Origin of the sequence: Kineothrix sp. IPX-CK, from assembly GCF_039134705.1 — a bacterium.
In the GTDB taxonomy this organism is placed as follows: domain Bacteria; phylum Bacillota; class Clostridia; order Lachnospirales; family Lachnospiraceae; genus Kineothrix; species Kineothrix sedimenti.
In genome coordinates, this window is sequence record NZ_CP146256.1 from 1,361,562 (window position 1) to 1,380,065 (window position 18,504).

At 45.9% G+C, this 18,504-nt stretch carries 17 protein-coding genes; 12 read left to right on the forward strand and 5 right to left on the reverse strand.

Features of this window, described 5'->3' with window-relative positions:
* Position 1: 1 nt before the first annotated feature.
* Positions 2–1,756: a carbohydrate-binding domain-containing protein gene (locus V6984_RS06435; RefSeq protein ID WP_342758951.1), complete on the forward strand. Its 1,755-nt coding sequence runs from the start codon at positions 2–4 to the stop codon at positions 1,754–1,756.
* Between the two features lie 39 nt (positions 1,757–1,795).
* Here the strand turns inward: V6984_RS06435 and V6984_RS06440 are convergent, their stop codons facing one another.
* On the reverse strand, positions 1,796–2,701 hold the full coding sequence (locus V6984_RS06440) for an AraC family transcriptional regulator (RefSeq protein ID WP_342758952.1): 906 nt from the start codon (positions 2,699–2,701) through the stop codon (positions 1,796–1,798).
* A 198-nt stretch (positions 2,702–2,899) separates the two neighbouring features.
* On the opposite strand from V6984_RS06440, the gene V6984_RS06445 reads away from it, so the two are divergent.
* The 6 genes from V6984_RS06445 to V6984_RS06470 all read left to right on the forward strand — a co-directional run bounded on the left by V6984_RS06445 (position 2,900) and on the right by V6984_RS06470 (position 7,862).
* Positions 2,900–3,823, forward strand: a complete 924-nt coding sequence (locus V6984_RS06445; protein WP_342758953.1) for a nucleotidyltransferase family protein — start codon at positions 2,900–2,902, stop codon at positions 3,821–3,823.
* Between the two features lie 303 nt (positions 3,824–4,126).
* Complete coding sequence (locus V6984_RS06450) at positions 4,127–4,489, forward strand: metalloregulator ArsR/SmtB family transcription factor (RefSeq protein WP_342759952.1); 363 nt, start codon at positions 4,127–4,129, stop codon at positions 4,487–4,489.
* Positions 4,490–4,529: 40 nt separating this feature from the next.
* Positions 4,530–4,751: a cation transporter gene (locus tag V6984_RS06455; RefSeq protein ID WP_342758954.1), complete on the forward strand. Its 222-nt coding sequence runs from the start codon at positions 4,530–4,532 to the stop codon at positions 4,749–4,751.
* Between the two features lie 40 nt (positions 4,752–4,791).
* Positions 4,792–6,657, forward strand: a complete 1,866-nt coding sequence (locus V6984_RS06460) for a heavy metal translocating P-type ATPase (RefSeq protein ID WP_342758955.1) — start codon at positions 4,792–4,794, stop codon at positions 6,655–6,657.
* Between the two features lie 36 nt (positions 6,658–6,693).
* Positions 6,694–7,350 carry a hypothetical protein gene (locus V6984_RS06465; protein WP_342758956.1) on the forward strand — a complete coding sequence of 219 codons (657 nt, stop codon included), beginning with the start codon at positions 6,694–6,696 and terminating at the stop codon, positions 7,348–7,350.
* Positions 7,335–7,862 (forward strand): cob(I)yrinic acid a,c-diamide adenosyltransferase, encoded by a 528-nt coding sequence (locus V6984_RS06470; RefSeq protein WP_342758957.1) that lies wholly within the window; start codon positions 7,335–7,337, stop codon positions 7,860–7,862. The genes V6984_RS06465 and V6984_RS06470 overlap by 16 nt, the downstream gene beginning before the upstream one ends.
* Positions 7,863–7,866: 4 nt before the next feature.
* On the opposite strand, the gene V6984_RS06475 is transcribed toward V6984_RS06470, so the two are convergent.
* Both V6984_RS06475 and V6984_RS06480 read right to left on the reverse strand, forming a co-directional pair.
* Positions 7,867–8,577: a response regulator gene (locus tag V6984_RS06475; RefSeq protein WP_342758958.1), complete on the reverse strand. Its 711-nt coding sequence runs from the start codon at positions 8,575–8,577 to the stop codon at positions 7,867–7,869.
* 36 nt (positions 8,578–8,613) lie between these two features.
* Positions 8,614–9,717, reverse strand: coding sequence for a sensor histidine kinase (locus V6984_RS06480; protein WP_342758959.1), 1,104 nt, complete (start codon positions 9,715–9,717; stop codon positions 8,614–8,616).
* Positions 9,718–9,839: 122 nt separating this feature from the next.
* Between V6984_RS06480 and V6984_RS06485 the strand changes: the two genes are divergently transcribed.
* A complete protein-coding gene (locus V6984_RS06485) occupies positions 9,840–10,205 on the forward strand; it encodes a methylated-DNA--[protein]-cysteine S-methyltransferase (protein ID WP_342758960.1) in 366 nt (121 codons plus the stop codon).
* Between the two features lie 115 nt (positions 10,206–10,320).
* Here V6984_RS06485 and uraA read toward each other — a convergent pair whose 3' ends face one another.
* Positions 10,321–11,595, reverse strand: coding sequence for a uracil permease (gene uraA / locus V6984_RS06490; RefSeq protein ID WP_342758961.1), 1,275 nt, complete (start codon positions 11,593–11,595; stop codon positions 10,321–10,323).
* A gap of 280 nt (positions 11,596–11,875) precedes the next feature.
* Between uraA and msrB the strand changes: the two genes are divergently transcribed.
* Together msrB and V6984_RS06500 are read left to right on the forward strand one after the other, a co-directional pair.
* On the forward strand, positions 11,876–12,832 hold the full coding sequence (gene msrB / locus V6984_RS06495; RefSeq protein WP_342758962.1) for a peptide-methionine (R)-S-oxide reductase MsrB: 957 nt from the start codon (positions 11,876–11,878) through the stop codon (positions 12,830–12,832).
* 176 nt (positions 12,833–13,008) lie between these two features.
* The gene (locus tag V6984_RS06500) at positions 13,009–14,190 is read left to right on the forward strand and encodes an InlB B-repeat-containing protein (protein WP_342758963.1); all 1,182 of its coding nucleotides are present in this window, start codon (positions 13,009–13,011) and stop codon (positions 14,188–14,190) included.
* A gap of 10 nt (positions 14,191–14,200) precedes the next feature.
* Here the strand turns inward: V6984_RS06500 and V6984_RS06505 are convergent, their stop codons facing one another.
* On the reverse strand, positions 14,201–14,998 hold the full coding sequence (locus tag V6984_RS06505) for a LacI family DNA-binding transcriptional regulator (RefSeq protein ID WP_342758964.1): 798 nt from the start codon (positions 14,996–14,998) through the stop codon (positions 14,201–14,203).
* Positions 14,999–15,123: 125 nt separating this feature from the next.
* On the opposite strand from V6984_RS06505, the gene V6984_RS06510 reads away from it, so the two are divergent.
* Positions 15,124–16,854 carry a glycoside hydrolase family 13 protein gene (locus V6984_RS06510; protein WP_342758965.1) on the forward strand — a complete coding sequence of 577 codons (1,731 nt, stop codon included), beginning with the start codon at positions 15,124–15,126 and terminating at the stop codon, positions 16,852–16,854.
* 64 nt (positions 16,855–16,918) lie between these two features.
* Positions 16,919–18,418: a sugar ABC transporter substrate-binding protein gene (locus V6984_RS06515; RefSeq protein ID WP_342758966.1), complete on the forward strand. Its 1,500-nt coding sequence runs from the start codon at positions 16,919–16,921 to the stop codon at positions 18,416–18,418.
* Positions 18,419–18,504 lie beyond the last annotated feature (86 nt).

Here is an 18,504-nt window from a genome sequence, read left to right on the forward strand (position 1 = left end):
TATGCAACCAGCAGAAGAAAAGAAAGGTATGGTTAGTAATATGATAAATATAAAAAGAAGAAAGTGGAAAAGCATGGTGGCCGTTCTGGCAGCGGCAGCTTTCATAACGGGCTGCGGGAGCGAACAAGGGAACAATGCCCAGGAAGTGACCCAGGAGGTGGCTGCCGGCGAGCAGACGGCTTCGGACAGTGCGTCGGGTGTACAGACGCAGGAATCTCTGTCCGCGGAATCACAGATAGAGATAGATAAGGAATTCACAGCGAGTGATTTAGATGTAGGATATGAAGAAAGCACAGCAGTGAAGGTCACATTAAACGGAGACAGCGCCGAGATATCGGGAAACGGAGCGAAGGCAGAGGGAAATGTGGTGACGATCAGCGACGAGGGCACCTATGTGCTGTCGGGAGTACTTACGGACGGACAGATCATAGTGGATGCGGAGGATACCGATAAGGTCCAGTTGGTGTTGAACGGAGTTACGCTGTCCGCCTCAGACAGTGCCCCCATATATATTAAGAATGCGGATAAGGTATTCATTACCTTAGAGGAAGGAAGTGAGAATACGCTGACCGACGGGGCGGAGTATGTTCAGACCGACGATAATGAAGTAGATGCGGTCATTTTCAGCAAGGCGGATTTGACGATTAACGGCAGCGGTGTCCTAAATATCACCGGAAACTATAAGCATGGAATCGCCTCCAAGGACGACCTCGTCATAACCGGAGGTACCTTTAATATTACAGCCGTAAAGGATGCTTTGAACGGAAAGGATTGCGTGAAGATCAAGGAAGGAATCTTCAACCTAACCGTAACGGATGGTAACGGGATACAGTCCAAGAACGGTGACGATGCCACCAAGGGCTATGTATACATTTGCGGCGGAGAGATTAATGTCTTGAACGGGCAGGAAGGAATCGAAGGAACGGCTCTCGTCATTGATGGCGGCACGATAGATATTACAGTTCAGGATGACGGACTGAATGCGGCCAGCGCGAGCAGCTCTGAGGAAACCGAAGAGACCGGCGGTTTTGGCGGGGGAGGCAGCGAAATGGCAAACGATACGAACTGTTATATCGCCATAAACGGAGGCTCCCTCACGATAGATGCAGGCGGGGATGGAATTGACAGCAACGGCTCCATTTATGTAACGGGAGGAACCACTTATGTAACCGGGCCTGCCGACAACGGAAATTCAGGTCTGGATTATAACGGCAGCGCACAGATTACCGGAGGAATCTTCGTGGTAACCGGAAGTTCCGGCATGGCGCAGGGATTTTCGGACAGCTCTACCCAATATTCCTTATTATATAACCTCGCCTCTGCAGCTTCAGCAGGAACGGAGACGACGCTTACCGATGCGGACGGCAATGTGATAATATCAGTTACGCCTAAGAAGCAATACCAGTCGGTTTTGATAAGCACTCCTGAGCTTCAGAAGGATGCAACTTACACCTTGACTTCTGGTGACCAGACGGCAGAGATTACGTTATCCGGCGTAGTTACGAGCAATGGACAGCAAAGCGGCTTCGGCGGAGGGCAGGGAAAGATGAACAGGGATGGAGAGAGACCGGACGTAAGTCAGATGCCTCAGGGCGGAGAAAGACCGGATGGAACGCAGACGCCTGCGGACGGAGAAATGCCGGATATACCTTCGGACGCAGAGATGCCGGAGGATGGCCAGACGCCTCCGGACGGACAGACACCGCCTGAGAACGGCGGACCATCGCAGGATGATGAGACTGAACTGCCAGAATAATAAATATTTACAGCTTTTAACTCAGCTTATAATACAATGCTATAACGCGGGCGGCTCTTGCCCGGCTTTGACAGAAGCTTGATATTCGGAAGGAGTCATGCCCGCGATATGTTTAAACTGTCTGGAAAAATAATGGATGGAATTATACCCCAGCTTGTCGGCGATCTGAGAGAAATTCATTTGCTGGCCGCATATGAGCTGCTTGGCGGCGTTTATCTTCATAATAGTGAAATAATCGATGATACCGCAGCTCGTATGGTCTTTGAACATCTTCTGCAAAAGTGAACGTCCCACCAGATTATCCTTGCATATCTGTGGTATCGTCAGTTTGGCGTTGATGTTTTCCTCCATATAGGCGACGATTTTATAAAATAACTCGTCCTCTCCCCTTTGACGGGAGGACTTGGGAATAGCGGCGATAGAATTATCCACATTGCCGCTTCGTTTAAGCTGGATCAATAGCTGCAGCATATAGAGCTGGATAAGCTGTTCGGAAGCAAAGGGAACTGAAGATTCCTCCCTGCGTATGAGTTCCTGACAGCTGGGATCGTCCAGGCGACCGGAATAGGTGAGATAGGCCTCGCGGATGATATTTCCCAGAAGCGTGCGTCCGGAAGGAATAACCTCTAAAACTTTATGCTTGAAGAAGTCCATGGAAGGAGAGCTGCACTCGAAACCGATGATAATCAGATGGGGGACGGCAGAGCCGTTGGAATGAATACTGTGAGGCTCGCCTGGTTCAAGGAATATGATATCGTCCTTATTCAGAGTATGGGTCTTTTGATTTACTGTTATGTTGACGGTACCCTTGTCTACGCAGATAAGTTCCCAGAACGGGTGAGTTTCTTCCTTTAGGACAAATGCGCTCATGTATTCGTAGTGGTGGATAGTAACGAGGTTGTCTATGATAAACTCTTTTTTTAAAGTGATACTTTCGTAAGACATATTAGGCCTCCGCAAATAGAATGATTATGTTAAAGTAATAATATTAGTGCATTTTTTACAAAAAAGATATACAATAGTATAAAGAATCGACAATATTAAAATTTATAATCAAATTATAATATAAAGTATATCTTATGAAGGTAGGAAAATAAAGCCTATATTTTATAAAAGAAAAGCGATGAAAGAGGAGGAACTGAGATGAAAAAGCCCGTTCTGATAATAATGGCGGCAGGCATGGGGAGCCGTTACGGAGGACTGAAACAGATAGACCCCGTAGATGGAAACGGACATATCATTATGGATTTTTCACTGTATGATGCGGTAAAGGCCGGATTCGAAAAGGTGGTTTTCGTCATCAAAAGGGAAAATGAGAAGGACTTTAGGGAGGTCATCGGTAAGCGCATTGAGCCTTTTATGGAGGTGACTTACGTATTTCAGGAGGCAGAAAATATTCCGTCGCCATTTACGGTGCCGGAGGGAAGACAGAAGCCGTGGGGAACCGGTCATGCGGTGCTCAGCTGCGCCGAAGTAGTAGATGGACCTTTTGTTGTCATCAATGCGGATGATTATTACGGAAGAAGCGCATTCGCACAGATTTATGATTATCTGGCCACCCATGAGGACGGCGAGAAATACAAATATGCAATGGTTGGCTATGTTCTGGAAAATACGCTGACGGAGAACGGCCATGTGGCGAGAGGCGTATGCGAGACCGATGAAAACAGCCGTTTAAAGGGTATTACGGAGCGAACGTATATTGAAAGAAGAGGAGAGGATACTGCGTATACGGAGGATGAGGGGGCATCCTGGCATGTGATTCCCAAGGGCAGCACGGTATCCATGAATATGTGGGGGTTTACGGCAAGCTTCATGAAGGAACTCGTTTCCGGCTTTCCGGTTTTCCTCGAAAAGGGCTTGAAAGAAAATCCGCTGAAATGCGAATATTTTCTTCCCAGCGTGGTAAATGAGCTGCTGGAGAAGAAAAAGGCGGAGGTAACGGTACTAAAATCCTATGACCGCTGGTATGGCGTTACTTATAAGGAAGATAAGCAGACTGTAGTAAATGCCATTCAGAGGATGAAGGATGAAGGGGATTATCCGGAGATGTTATGGGAGAAATAAAAAGTTGGATATGAAATAGAAAAAGGCTGGTGTGTGCAATAATTATTAATTGCGCACACCAGTTTTTTTGTTCCCCGATACTTATGGATTGTTACGGACTTTGGGGCCCTGATATCAAAATTATCAATTTGTGTGAAAAAGATATTGACATATAATTTAAGATTGATATAATGAACATATGAACAATCATTCATATGAGCAAAGGTGCATATGATATATGGAATGAGAATATTGGAATTTTATTTGAAATATAAGAAAAAGATGTAAGGATGTTTTAAGAAAAGGAGGAAGTATACAATGAAGATGCAACAGGAGAGAGTGGAAGGCTGCGATTATATCCATGTTCACGAAGATATTGTTCGTAAGGTGAATGAGCAGATGCCGGAGGAAGATAAGCTGTATGATCTGGCAGATTTTTTTAAGGTGTTTGCGGATTCTACGAGAATAAAAATGTTATATGTGCTCATGTGCTCGGAGATGTGCGTGTGCGATATAGCGCAGATTCTGAATATGACTCAGTCAGCAATTTCCCATCAGCTTCGCACGTTGAAGCAGATGGATCTGGTAAGGAACAGGAGAGAGGGCAAAACTGTATTTTATTCTCTTGCGGATGGACATATCAAGACGATTTTAAGTCAAGGTCTGGACCATATCGAAGAGGATTAATAATAAATAAAATAATAAAGAAGGATAAGGAGGAGAAGAAATGAGAAAGACTTACATTTTGGAGGATTTGGACTGCGCACACTGTGCAGGTGAGATTGAGACGGCAGTAGGAAAGCTGGAGGGGGTTAAGAACAGCGCCTTGACTCTTTTGACACAGAAGCTGGTAATCGATGTGGAAGAAACGAAGGCGGCAGGCATTACCAAAGAAATTAAGAAAATCGTGAAGAAATTTGAACCGGATGTGGAAGTAATAGAGAAATAGTATAAAATGACAGCATGTAAAGAAAGCGAAGGGCTAAGAGATGAGTAAGAAGCTAAAAAGGTTGCTTAAAAGAATCGTGATAGGCGCTCTCATATATCTGGTTGCGATTTTAGCATCGCGCACTATACCGGACTTAAATGGAAATATAGAGCTGGTGTTATTCTTGATCGCTTATTTTATAATAGGAGGAAGTATTGTAAAGGCGGCGGTGAAGAACATCGGTCACGGACAAATATTCGATGAAAATTTCCTGATGTCCATTGCCACCATAGGAGCCTTTCTCATAGGAGAGTACCCGGAAGCGGTTGCGGTTATGCTGTTTTACCAGGTGGGCGAGTGGTTTCAGTCCTATGCGGTAGGCAGGTCCAGAAAATCTATTGCGGAGCTTATGGATATTCGTCCGGACTATGCGAATGTCCTAAGGGGCGGAGAGGCCAGGGAGGTGAGTCCCGAGGAGGTGGCGATTGGAGAGACGATATTGATTAAGCCCGGAGAGCGGATACCCCTGGACGGTATGGTTACTAAGGGTGCCTCCTCTTTGGATACGATGGCTCTTACCGGAGAAAGCGTCCCCAGAGATGTAGCTGAGGGCGAAGAGGTGATTAGCGGATGCGTAAATCTATCCGGTGTGCTGGAGGTTAAGGTAAATAAGATTTATGGAGAGTCTACGGTAGCCAAGATACTTGAACTTGTTGAAAACGCAGGAAGCAAGAAGTCGGAGGCAGAGCATTTCATTACGAAATTCGCCAGATATTATACTCCCGTTATTGTAATTTGCGCGGTGCTTCTGGCATTTATTCCTCCGCTTTTTCTAGGTGGCGGCTTTACAACGTGGATATATAGAGCTCTTAGCTTTCTTGTTATCTCCTGCCCCTGTGCATTAGTCATCAGTATTCCTTTAAGCTTCTTCGGCGGCCTGGGAGGAGCAAGCAGAGCCGGTATTCTCGTCAAAGGCAGCAATTATCTGGAGGCTTTGTCGGATGCTGAGATCGTAGTGATGGATAAGACCGGAACTCTTACTAAGGGCACCTTTGCGGTGACTAAGCTGGTTCCCCAAATGGGTGTGGCGGAAGGTGCACTTTTGGAAACGGCAGCTTATGCGGAGAGTTATTCCAACCATCCGATTTCCAAATCGCTGTTAGCAGCATATCAAAAGGATGTGGATAAATCGCTCTTAAGCGATGTGGAAGAGATCGCGGGGCACGGAGTCAGTGCGGTATTAAGCGGCGGCCGTGTTTATGCGGGAAATGCCAAATGGATGGAGAGGCAGCAGATTCAAGTCGGGGAGGCGGAAGAGGCAGGAACTATCATCCATGTGGCGCGCGAGAAAGAATATCTGGGCTACATTGTGATAGCGGATGAAATCAAATCCGATGCGAAGCAGGCTGTCGACGGCCTTAAGGCGGTAGGAATGAAGCACATCGTCATGCTTACCGGAGACCAGAAAAAGGCGGCAGACAGAGTGGCGGGGGAACTTGGAATTGAGGAAGTGCATGCGGAGCTTTTGCCGAAGGATAAGGTAGATCAGGTAGAACGGCTGTTTGAGGTCAAATCGGAAAAGGGCAGATTGATTTTTGTCGGTGACGGCATGAACGATGCCCCGGTACTGGCGAGAGCAGATATCGGAATAGCCATGGGCGGTTTGGGCTCCGATGCGGCAATCGAAGCGGCGGACGTGGTAATCATGACAGACGAACCGTCGAAGATTGTGAGGGCAATACAGATATCGAAGAGAACCCTCGTTATCGTAAAACAAAATATAGTATTTGCAATTGGAGTGAAGGTTCTGATATTATTATTGGCAGCAGTAGGTTTCGCTACCATGTGGGCAGCGGTATTCGCCGACGTAGGAGTAGCAGTCATCGCGATACTGAATGCGATGCGTGCCATGCGGGTGAAGGTGTGAACAGATAGAGCGTGCATAAAATAGTGAGGTATATCTATGGAGAGCGAGCTAAAGGAACACAGAGTGTTGCCAGTAGATTTATGCGAAAGCGATTTAATGAATATGTGCGGTCGGTATCATTTTGATGATACCGGCCTTCCTCTGTTACGGGAGGTATACGAAAATTACTTCAGGAATGCTGCGGTATCCGCTTTTTTTTCATGGAGCGGACACATAGGGGATAAGGCGGTGGTACTCATGACGCTGGGCGAGGATGTGGATCGTGTGCAGAGCAGTCTTATGGAGGAAGAAAGCCTGTCGGAGGCATATATGGCAGAATGTATCGCTATGGAGCTCCTTATGAAGGCTTATGGAAGGGGAGACGATTTTCTTAGAGAGCGGACCGGCTTGTGGTGCGGGCAGTATGAGTTTCCCGGAACCGGACGCCCTATGGAGGATGTGGCAGAAATCGTAGATTCCTTCGGACAGGAGGAAATAAGTTACAATGGCGCCTATATGCTGATACCGAAAAAGAGTGTGGCGTATATCGTACCGCTTCAGACTAAAGAACCGGAGGTAAAAAGAAAGCAGTCCCTATGTGCCGGATGCAATAGAACGGACTGTGAAAAAAGGGCCGGCAGTCCAAAAGAGTTAAATTATGGCTACCGGCGCATTTTCAGCAAAGGAGGAGGAAAGGGATGCGGCAAGGACTGATTCATGTGTACTATGGAGATGGAAAGGGAAAGACCACGGCGGCAGCAGGGCTTGCGCTGCGGGCTGCAGGCTGCGGTGAGCAGGTGATATTTGCTCAGTTCATGAAGGGGAATGAAAGCGGCGAACTGTCCGCCATGGAGCGGATAAAGGAAATTGAGCTTCTGAGAAATAGCAAAAATTACGGATTTTACAAAAATATGGACGATAGGGATAAACGTGAGATTACGTGGGAGCACAATGAAATATTGAAGGAAGTCATGCGAAAAATAAAAAGTGGTGGATACGGCATGGTAATTTTGGATGAGATTACCTATCCTTATAAGCTGAATCTTATCGAGAAGTATGAAGTGGAACGATTAATTAAGGAAAAGCCATCGTCCCTCGAACTCGTCCTGACGGGAAGAGAACCCGATGAGCTTTTCCTCGAATATGCGGACTATATTACCCAGATGAGGTGCATCAGACACCCATATGAAAAGGGAATTCCTGCCAGGCGTGGCGTGGAATTTTAACTCATCAGCCGGCTTTGTCCTCCAACATCCGGTAGCCTATGCCTATTTCAGTGAAGATATAATGAGGCTCAGCCGGATTTATTTCCAGCTTCCTCCTGATATTTGCCATATTCACCCGAAGTATGCGATTGTTGTCATCGGCGTATGGACCCCACACATTGGATATGATGGAGTCGTAGGTCATAACCCGGCCGGAATTCTGTGCCAGAAGAGAAATGATCTTGAATTCCACCTGCGTCAGATGTACCTCGTTGCCTCTTAATGTAATCAGATGCTTGTCGAAGTCGATAATGAGCCCGTCCGCCTCATAAGGCCGAAGAGTCAGTCTGGAATCCGTATTCAGGCGGTTGCTGTGTCTTAGAGCGGTACGGATCCGGGCGAAAAGCTCGGAAGGGCCGAAGGGTTTGGTAATATAATCATCCGCTCCGGTGTCCAGCGCTAATACTTTCTCCTTCTCCTGAGTCCGCGCGGATATGACGATGATGGGAATGCTGGCCCATGCACGGATATCTTTGATGACGTCGATGCCGTCCATATCTGGAAGTCCCATATCCAAGAGAATGAGATCGGGGCAGCAGGAGGCAATGAGGGACAGGCCGGATTTCGCGGTAGCGGCGGTTATGATCTTATAGCCTTGAGCCGTAAGGGTGGTCGCCATAAAATTACATATGTTCTTTTCGTCTTCGATAATGATAATAGTTGATTTGGCACTCATTTCATTAGGCTCCTTTATTGTATAACATATTTTTCGTTATGCCTTCGGCAGGACAAAATAAAACTCGGTTCCTACGTCGTGGGATTTTACTCTGATTTTGCCCTTGTGGGCGGTAATGATAGTCTTACAAATGGTAAGACCGATTCCCATGCCTCTGGAGCTGTCGGCAGAGGAATTGCCGGTATAGGCAGTTCCGCTGAAAATGGTGGACAGCCGCTCAGGGGAGATTCCGATGCCGTAATCTCTAACATGGAAGGTGACGAAATCAGGGGTCTCGTCCACGTAGCATTCGATGGGCAAATCACTCTTAGAATGGAGAGCGGCATTTTCCAGAAGGTTGATGAGAACCTGCTCGATTAAAATGGCATCCATGGGAATCATAATGAGCTCGTCGGGAACGTGTACGGAAAGCTGTGTATCGGGCAGCCTCTTTTTCAGACGGATGATAGCCTCTGAAATCACTTCCTCCACAGATTCATAGGACTTGTTGACATTGGCTACGCCGTCCTGAATACGGGTGACAGAGAGAAGATTTTCCACCATGTTGAGGAGCCAGTTGGAATCCTCGTAAATATGGGAAACCAACTCCTTCTTCTGATCTTCATTCAAAACCGCTTCGTTGGTAATATAAGAAGCGCTGGCACCGATGATGCTGGTGAGTGGGGTTCTAAGATCGTGGGAAATGGCGCGCAGCAAATTAGCACGCATTTTCTCCTTCTCCGCCTCGACCAGCAGCTTTTCCCTATCGGCGAGCATCTGCATCTGATTTCTCATGTTGTTGGTAACGGCGCTTGTTGTAAGGGCTACGGCAAGCATTCCGAGAAAGGTGACCGGATAGCCGGACAGCGTGAAATTCAGCGAATAATATGGATAGGTGAAGAAATAATTGATACAGATAACACCTGCCAGTGAGGCGAAGATGCCCCAGAAATAGCCTTCCGTCTTCCTCGAAATCAGCACTAAGGCTATGACGTATAATAGTACGATGTTGGCAGCGTTCTGTGATATTCTCCAATAGACGAAGGAAAGGAGCGTTGCCAGAACCAGCAGAAAGAACGTAACTGACACGTTGGTAAATTTCTCTTTATATATTTTATATAAGCGTGTATCTTTGGAAAAGAATTTGTGATAAACTGTCATATATTAAATCCTCATAGGGCATACACTATTGTGATATTTTCTTTTATTATACATCATTTATAAGAGACAAAACAATGAAAGTATTTAAAATACTTAAAATACATTAACAGAAGGGAATGGCTATGGCTTATTCGGAATTGTATCAAAAAATTTATGAGGTGGTGGCAAAGATACCGGAGGGACGGGTCGCCACCTATGGACAAATTGCCTGGCTTGTGGGAAAGCCCCGTGCACCGCGTATTATCGGATATGCCATGAACCGAGCTCCTGCAGAACTCGAGCTTCCCTGTCACAGGGTGGTTAATCGGTTAGGAGAGATGGCGCCCCTGCATGCCTTCGGAGGGCAGGATTTCCAGCGCTTTATGCTGGAGGAGGAGGGTGTCATTTTCTTAGAAAATGGTTGCATCGATTTAGAAAAAAGTCAGTGGAGACCGGAATCGGAGAAAATTTCGCAAAGCGAAGAGACAATACGTGATTTTGGGATATAATAGAACAAAAGGATGTCCCTTTCTATGTTGAAGCTCATAGTCTTGGAACACCCTTCTTAAGATACCGGTACGACAATACGAAGATTTCATTTAATTCCGCATCTGATATTATTTCTTAATTCTTATCGTTCGCCCATCCGAATTTGTCGAAGATATAGAACAAAAGCGACAAAATCATGCCCACGATGGCCGCCAGTACCATACCTGTAAGCGTAACATTGAAGATACTTAAGGCAATGCCGGAAAGTCCTACGACAAAAACCACAGAGGTAAGCGTCAGGTTACGGCTTCCGCTGTAATCTACCCGTCCGTCCACGATAATACGGATACCGGAAGCTCCGATGGTGCCGTATAAGAGGAAGGAGATGCCGCCGATAACAGGGCCGGGAATGGTCTGAATCAATGCGGCAACGGGGCCTATGAAGGAAGCGATAATCGAGAGAATAGCTGCGCCTGCGATTACCTGGATGGAATAAACCTTAGTCATTGCCATAACGCCGATGTTCTCACCGTAGGTAGTGGTAGGTACGGCACCGACGAAGCCGGATATCATGGTAGAAAAACCGTCTGCGAATAAGGAACGGTGAAGCCCCGGGTCCTTGAGGAGGTCACGTTCTACTATCTTACTCGTTACGATTTGGTGGCCGATGTGCTCGGAAGCGACAACCAGGATAACGGGAAGAATCATTACGATGGCTTCCAGGTTAAAGCGGGGAGCCTGGAAATTCGGCATTACGAACAAGCTGGCATGAAGCGCGTCAGAAACTGTTCCGGGCGCAAGGACACCAGTGAACAGTGCGGTGACATAGCCTGCAATAATCGCTATTAAAATGGGGATAACAGCGAAGAATTTTTTGAAGAGCACATTTCCGAATACGGCGAATGCCAGAGTAACCACAAATACGATTGCATTTTTAGAATCCACAGTACCGTCCGCACCGGGAAGAATTCCGGCGGTAGAAGCAGCGGTTCCGGCCAGTTCCAAACCGATGAGAGCGACGACAGGACCCATAGCAGCGGCAGGAAGTACGACATCGATCCACTTGATGCCGAACTTGTAAATAACAAAAGAAAGAATACACAGTGCTAAACCTACTGCGATGAACCCTCCCAGGGCGTCCTGATAACCCCATTTGGACATGACCAGACCTGCCGGCGCAAGAAAAGCAAAGCTGGAACCGAGATATGCGGGTGCTTTGCCTTTGGTAATAAGGAAAAATAGTAACGTGCCGATACCGTTCATTAACAGTACGACGGATGGATTGATTTGGAAGATAATAGGTACTAATACGGATGCTCCGAACATGGCGAACATGTGCTGCAGAGACAGCGGAACAAGGAGACTGACCGGTACCTTATCTTCGATCTGAATGATTTTTTTGCTTTCCAAGAAAAGACCTCCCTCTTTATTTTCAAAAAAGTATAACACATGACTTGACATATTTCTACAACAAATTTAACAAAAGTGAGAAAAGTTAAGAAGGGTTGTGAGGGGAAAGGCGCAATATTTTTTGCAGTGGAGTTATTATTCGATTACGTAGCAGGAGATTCGGGGCGTTGAATTAGGCGCACGCAGTCCCACTCCCAATCCAACGCCTCAAGTCTCTCTATAACCACCAAATTAACCACACAATAAAAATATATTATAAATTAATGAAAGGAGAAATTTTATGAGGAAAGAAATTTATCTGGCAGGAGGCTGTTTTTGGGGAACTGAAAAGTATTTGGAAGATGTCAAAGGGATTCTGGAGACGGAAGTTGGATATGCGAATGGGAATACGGAGAAGCCCAGCTATGAAGAGGTGTGCCACAAGAATACCGGACATGCGGAGACTGTCAGGGTGGTGTATGATGATTCGGTGATTGGGCTTATGTTTTTGCTGGAGCTTTATTATGATGTGATTAATCCGGTGAGCGTGAATCGACAGGGGAATGATGTGGGTTCGCAGTACAGGACCGGTATTTATTATACGGACGATGGGGATGAAAGCATTATTCGTGAATCCATTGACATACTTCAACTAAAATATGCGGAGAAGATCGCAATCGAGGTGAAGCGGCTTGATAACTATTATAGGGCTGAGGAATATCATCAGAAATATTTGGATAAGAATCCTCATGGGTATTGCCATATTGGGGCGGATAAGTTCGAGAAGGCGAAGAATGCGGTGGATGTAAGCCGGAGGTATGTAAAAAGGTCTGAAGAGGAGCTGAAGGAGAGCTTGACAGAGCTTCAGTTCGAGGTGACACAGAATAGTGCTACGGAACGGCCTTTTCATAATGAATATTTTGATGAGTTCAGGGAAGGGATTTATGTGGATATTACTACGGGAGAGCCTCTTTTTCTGTCGGATGATAAGTTTGAATCGGGATGCGGATGGCCTAGTTTTTCTAAGCCTATCGATGCAGCGCTGATCACGGATGCTGTCGATACGAGCTTTGGGAGAGTGAGAACCGAGGTGAGGAGCAGGACCGGGGATGCGCATCTTGGGCATGTATTTGAGGACGGGCCTGCGGATAGGGGAGGACTTAGATATTGTATCAACAGTGCTTCACTTAAGTTTATTCCGAAGGAACGTATGGAGCAGGAAGGATATGGAAAATATTTGAGACTCCTGAAAAAATAAGCAAACAATCGTTGACACAGGATAGGAATAGTGATACATTATTTATATAATTTAACCGTTTAAGCAAACTGTGATTCGGCAGTTTGCTTAAAAAATCCCATTTGATTAAACGGTTAAGCAAATAAAATAACTATAGTAAGGGTGGAGGAAAGGTTGAAAGGAGCATGGGTGTAAAAATGAAGAGAAAAAAAGAAACAGGAAAATTGTTCGCGGTTGGATTTATGACGGCAGGCCTTCTTTTGGCGGGCTGCGGAAACGCTCAGACGCAGGAGACGGGAAATGCAGCGGAAGAGGTGAAGACCGAGGCGGCAGAGGAATCCGTTGCAGCAGAGGAAACAACGTATAAGGTGACCTTTTATGATTCGGACGGTACTACTGTTCTAAAAGAGACGGAAGTAGCAGACGGTGCATTGGCGGAGGAATACTCACCTGAAAAAGAGGGTTATGTTTTTGTGGATTGGTTTGCAACGCCGCAGATGAGCCATAAGTTCGATTTTGGACAGCCGGTAACGGAAGATGTGTCCGCTTTTGCCGGATTCGTTTCCTATAAAGCAGACGAAAGAGAATTTGCCATTGTGGGAAGCGGAACAAGTTCTGCTTTGCTGGAATCCAATTGGGGAACGAGCATTACAGATGTACATAAAATGACGAAGGAAGAGAGCGATTCGGAAAACATTTATACAATTACGCTGGATTTGAATGAGGGAGATGAATTTCAGTTCGCAATAGATACACAGTGGCATAATCAAAGGGGCTATGGCTATCTGGATACCATTTCTTTGGACGGCAGGGATTACTTCTATAATTCAGGAGGTTTAGGGGAAACCAGCACGAAGCGCTCCAATATTAAATGTGCGGTAACAGGCAATTATACCTTTACCCTGACCACTTATCCGGCAGAGGATACCTATGATACAAGCGCCTCTGACTATTCTGAAGAAAGTAAAGAGGGATTCAACGTTAATCCCTATGATAAGATTACATGGACCTATAATGGAGAGGGAACATCAAATGCTGAGGATATGCAGGTAAATTACTACATAAAAGGAGCAGTCGTAACGGGCTGGGAGGATGTTTATTCGGAGGAAACGGAGTTTACGCAGGATGGCGATATATATACGCTGAGCATAGACCTTACAGAAGGAGATGAGTTCATGTTCACATCGATGGTAACAGCAGGAGATGTTTCTACCGTAGGTACGGAATATATTCGTTTTACCAATATTGCTTCTGACGATGCGGATAGTCATTCCTTCGTTTCAGAAGGCGGCGGTGCCAACCTGATTGCCGGACAGGACGGAACCTATACGTTCACCTATGATGTTTCATCCAAGGTGCTTGCGGTGTCCTGCAAATAAAAAGCTTTTTCTATATAAGGATATTATGCTGCTTAAGCGGGGTTCTTAAAAGTGCATATTCGACGCAGGTAATGAGGGCCTCCGCTTTTTCGGCCGACATGGAGGGAGCATAGTACAAGGAAGGATGATTTTCCAGCAGCTTTTGCAGCGTTTGGTCCGTCACAAGGATATTTTCCCCGTCTGTATTGTTAAGCTCACGGAAGTCCTCCACATAGCGGACCTCGGGGAATGCATTCTCAAGATAATGCTGCTTCTGGATATTGGGGGTTTTCAGGGTATAAAGAATGTAAGGCTCTCCCCGGAAAAAAAGGGAAGCCTCCCCGGCAATCCTTCCATAATCGGAATTTATTTGAAAAAATAAGGGGTCCTCAATGAAACAGTCCACAGCTAACAGGGGACTGAAGTTGACATCGCCGATCCGGTGAAAATATTCGGCAGATAAATCATATCCGATGATCGCATCCGCATTGTCGAATTGTTCCGTATAATTATCGCTCAGATATATGAGATCGTAGTTCTTTTCGTGAAGAAAGGACGACAGAAAATGAATAAAACACATTTGTTCCGCTTTGTTTAAGACAGAAGCATCGGGAGTAAGATAGAGGGCTATCATGCGGTTGCGGTTTGTTGCAAGCGCCTGAGCGGACTGGTTAGGTGTATAATCCAAAAGGTTGATGACCTGAAGTACCTTTTTTCTTGTCTGTTCGCTGATACGCATGTCCGTACGCTCATTTAATACGTAAGATACCGTTGCAATGGATACACCGGCCTCCCGCGCAACATCTCTGATTGTGATTTTATTTTTCACTTAAGGTCCCCCTTGTAAGATATTCCTTTTCCGTGTTTGATCAGAATGGGTCTATTCAAAAGTTATATAGAATTTTTCAGTATTTGTCAATAAGCGCCGGTGAAAATTTAGAGAGGATAAAGTATATGAACGAATATGCAATGTTACATATTCCCGATTCCAGATATTGTTTTCCGATAGGAGAAAAGGAATTGGTAATAAGGCTTAGAACGGCAAAGGAGGATGAAGAGACAGAAGTATTTCTGATACACGCATGCAAGTACGATTTTCAGGAAAAACGGGAAAGTTCTGCGATGCATGTAGGGTATAGCGATAGGCTCTATAACTATTATGAAATCAAATTGCAGCTTGAGGATGTGCGGCTGGCATACATTTTCAGGATTGAGAAAAATGGGAAGATATATTACTTCAGCGAAGATGGGATTACCGAAACCTATAATTTTAAAGAGGGATTTTACAATTTTTTTCAGATGCCGTATATTAATAAAAATGATTTGCTGCCTACGGTGGACTGGATGAAAGATGCGGTATTCTACCAGATATTTGTAGACCGGTTTTTTATGGGAGACATAAGAAAGAATCGCGGCTATATCAATATGGAGTGGAACGATAAACCCTTGGCAAAAAGCTTTGCGGGAGGAGACTTAAGGGGAATTATAGAGAAGCTTGATCATATAAAGGAACTTGGGATAACCGCTCTTTACTTAACACCGATTTTCTTGTCTGTATCCAATCATAAATATGATATTATTAGTTACATGCAGATCGATCCTCAGTTTGGTACAGAGGAGGATCTTGAGGAACTGGTAAGGCTGGCTCACGGGAATGGAATCCGGATAGTGCTGGATGCGGTATTTAATCATTGCAGCATGGAGACGGAGCAGTTTCAGGATGTACTTGCTAAAGGGAAAAAATCGGAATACTATGATTGGTTTTTGATTGACGGGGACTATCCGGATACGGAGAAAATAAATTACGAATGCTTTGCTGCCTGCAACTATATGCCGAAACTCAATACGGCGAATGAACAAGTGCAGGAGTTCCTCGTACGGATTGCGGTACATTGGGTAAAAGAATATGATATTGACGGCTGGCGGCTTGATGTATCGGATGAGATCTCTCATGAATTCTGGAGAACCTTCCGCAAGGCAGTCAAGACGGCGAAGCCGGAGGCGGTCATCATCGGGGAGAACTGGCATGATGCGTATCCATATCTCATGGGAGACCAGTATGACAGTATTATGAACTATGCGTTTACCAAAGCATGTTTGGATTATTTTGCAAGAGGAGATCTGGATGCCAGACAGATGGCCTGGAAGTTGAATTCCAATCTGATGAGGAATCTGGAGCAGGTGAACCGGATGATGTTGAATCTGCTGGATTCTCACGATACTCATCGTTTTTTTACAGAAGTGGGGAAAAACAAGGATAAACTGCTGGCGGCACTTGCGCTTGAAATGATATTTATCGGAGCTCCGTGTATCTATTATGGTACGGAAATCTGTCTGGAGGGCGGCTACGATCCTGATTCCCGCCGCTGCTTCAATTGGGAGGAAAGTTCATGGGATGCCGGGTTGATGGAAAAGGTGAAAGCTTTGACCGGATTACGAAAGAGGCCCGAGATTGCGGACGGGGACATAAGGGTAGCAGATAGAGAGAGAATGCTTCTTGTAGAACGGAGCCTACCCGGGAAAAAGTTAAGGCTGCTCATAAATATGACGGAGGAAACTCAGACAGAGCATATGGAAGAAGGAAAAGGGGGCCGGCTTCTTTGCGGTAACCGTGCAAGGTGTGAGACACCGGCCTCGGCAACGGTGGAACGGTGGGGATTCGCAGTTATAGAGATGGAAGAATAGCGTTATGAATAGAAAGATATATGGAAAATGAGGAAGCAAGGTTGAAAGGAGCATGGTTATAAATATGAAGAAGACGAATGCAATGATACTATCGCTCATGTTAACAGCGGTGTTGGGGCTTGTTTCAGGTTGCGGCAACGGAGAGACTGCAAAGGACGAAACGGCAGAAGCAGGCACTCTGACGGAGACTGAGGCGGCATCGGAAGCAGCGCAGGGAAGCTCGGCGTTTACCGGAGAGCTGGAGCAGAATGTGACGATCCGGGTACTGGAAAACGATACGGCAATCGCAAGAGGATATGCAAAGGAACTTCTGGAAGCGTTCAATGAGGCATATGCCGAATACGGAATTACAGCGGTGGATGCCAATATGGATCAGTATTTGGATCTGGCAAATGACGGACCTTATGGCTATGGGCCGGATGTGCTGTATCAGGCGAATGATGTTATTATGCAATATGCACAGGGCAAGCATGTCTATCCGCTCCCGGTGCAGGATCTGGAATGTTATGAGCAGGTGCCGGAGGCCGCGTGGAATGCATATAAGACTGAGGTGGACGGAACAGCTTATTACTGCGGAGTACCGGTAAACGTTCAGGCTCCTATGCTCTACTACAGAAAGGATATGCTGCCTGCAAATTGGGAAACCGATTGGGATAAAGATGGAAACGGTATTTGCGACATCACGGAGAATTGGAGCGATTTATATGCCTTTTCTATAGCCAGACATGAGGAGAACCCTCTTAACTATGGATATATGAAGGCACTTTATGATGTATATTTTTCAGGCGGTTTTCTTTTTTCCTATGGGGGTTACATATTCGGGGACAATAACACGGACCCCGAAGACATTGGATTCTCAGCGGGAGAAGCGGAAAAAGGGGCATGGGTGCTGTCCCAGCTGGCAGGAGCCATGAATGAGGAATGCATTGATAATACGATCAATACTACCGCTTACGGCAAAATAGCGGATGGTACTTATTTTGCCACGCTGTCCACGCCGGACGTTTATTCCACTTTTTTAGAAGAGCTGATTAAGAGCTATAAAAGCGAAGGAATGGATGAAGCAGAAGCAACTGAGCTTGCAAAAGAAAATATGGTGATGGCGCCAGTGCCGAAGCTGCCTGAGAGCGGAGATTTAACCGAAGAAAATCCGGTGTGGATGGATTCTAAGTCGATGGGAGGCGTGAATGGGTATGCGGTCAGTGCTTATACGAAGGCGCCTAATGCCAGTCTTGCCTTTGTTGAATTCGCATCCGGCTATGAAATGATGAAGCTTCGAAATGAACTGCTCGGCGTGGCACCGGCAAGGGAGGATGCTGCGGAGGTATCCGGCGATGTATCCAGACAGCTTTTTGAAAATCTTGAAAACGGAAATATTATCTTGATGCCCTCCATAAGAGAAGTAGCTCAGATGTGGACGCCGGGTGAAACCTTTTTCACAGATATCGCAAAGGATGCGTTCAGAAAACCGGATGAGAAGAAATATCAGGACCTTCCTTCGATGAAGGAGGGACTGGAGCAGGTGGATTCACAGATCCACAATGCGATATTTACCTTGAAATAAGTAATAGTACCATCGATTGACAGGGGCGCATACGGTCGGATAAGACCTTGGCAATCGATGGTAACATTGATAGAGGAAGGATATAG

Excerpts from the sequence above, each read along its gene's own strand:
- V6984_RS06480 (WP_342758959.1), bottom strand. The coding sequence starts at position 9,717 with ATGACAGTTTATCACAAATTCTTTTCCAAAGATACACGCTTATATAAA.
- V6984_RS06440 (WP_342758952.1), bottom strand. The coding sequence starts at position 2,701 with ATGTCTTACGAAAGTATCACTTTAAAAAAAGAGTTTATCATAGACAAC.
- V6984_RS06455 (WP_342758954.1), top strand. The coding sequence starts at position 4,530 with ATGAGAAAGACTTACATTTTGGAGGATTTGGACTGCGCACACTGTGCA.
- msrB (WP_342758962.1), top strand. The coding sequence starts at position 11,876 with ATGAGGAAAGAAATTTATCTGGCAGGAGGCTGTTTTTGGGGAACTGAA.
- V6984_RS06510 (WP_342758965.1), top strand. The coding sequence starts at position 15,124 with ATGAACGAATATGCAATGTTACATATTCCCGATTCCAGATATTGTTTT.
- V6984_RS06500 (WP_342758963.1), top strand. The coding sequence starts at position 13,009 with ATGAAGAGAAAAAAAGAAACAGGAAAATTGTTCGCGGTTGGATTTATG.
- V6984_RS06485 (WP_342758960.1), top strand. The coding sequence starts at position 9,840 with ATGGCTTATTCGGAATTGTATCAAAAAATTTATGAGGTGGTGGCAAAG.
- V6984_RS06450 (WP_342759952.1), top strand. The coding sequence starts at position 4,127 with ATGCAACAGGAGAGAGTGGAAGGCTGCGATTATATCCATGTTCACGAA.
- V6984_RS06460 (WP_342758955.1), top strand. The coding sequence starts at position 4,792 with ATGAGTAAGAAGCTAAAAAGGTTGCTTAAAAGAATCGTGATAGGCGCT.
- V6984_RS06515 (WP_342758966.1), top strand. The coding sequence starts at position 16,919 with ATGAAGAAGACGAATGCAATGATACTATCGCTCATGTTAACAGCGGTG.
- V6984_RS06470 (WP_342758957.1), top strand. The coding sequence starts at position 7,335 with ATGCGGCAAGGACTGATTCATGTGTACTATGGAGATGGAAAGGGAAAG.
- V6984_RS06445 (WP_342758953.1), top strand. The coding sequence starts at position 2,900 with ATGAAAAAGCCCGTTCTGATAATAATGGCGGCAGGCATGGGGAGCCGT.
- V6984_RS06465 (WP_342758956.1), top strand. The coding sequence starts at position 6,694 with ATGGAGAGCGAGCTAAAGGAACACAGAGTGTTGCCAGTAGATTTATGC.
- V6984_RS06435 (WP_342758951.1), top strand. The coding sequence starts at position 2 with ATGCAACCAGCAGAAGAAAAGAAAGGTATGGTTAGTAATATGATAAAT.
- V6984_RS06475 (WP_342758958.1), bottom strand. The coding sequence starts at position 8,577 with ATGAGTGCCAAATCAACTATTATCATTATCGAAGACGAAAAGAACATA.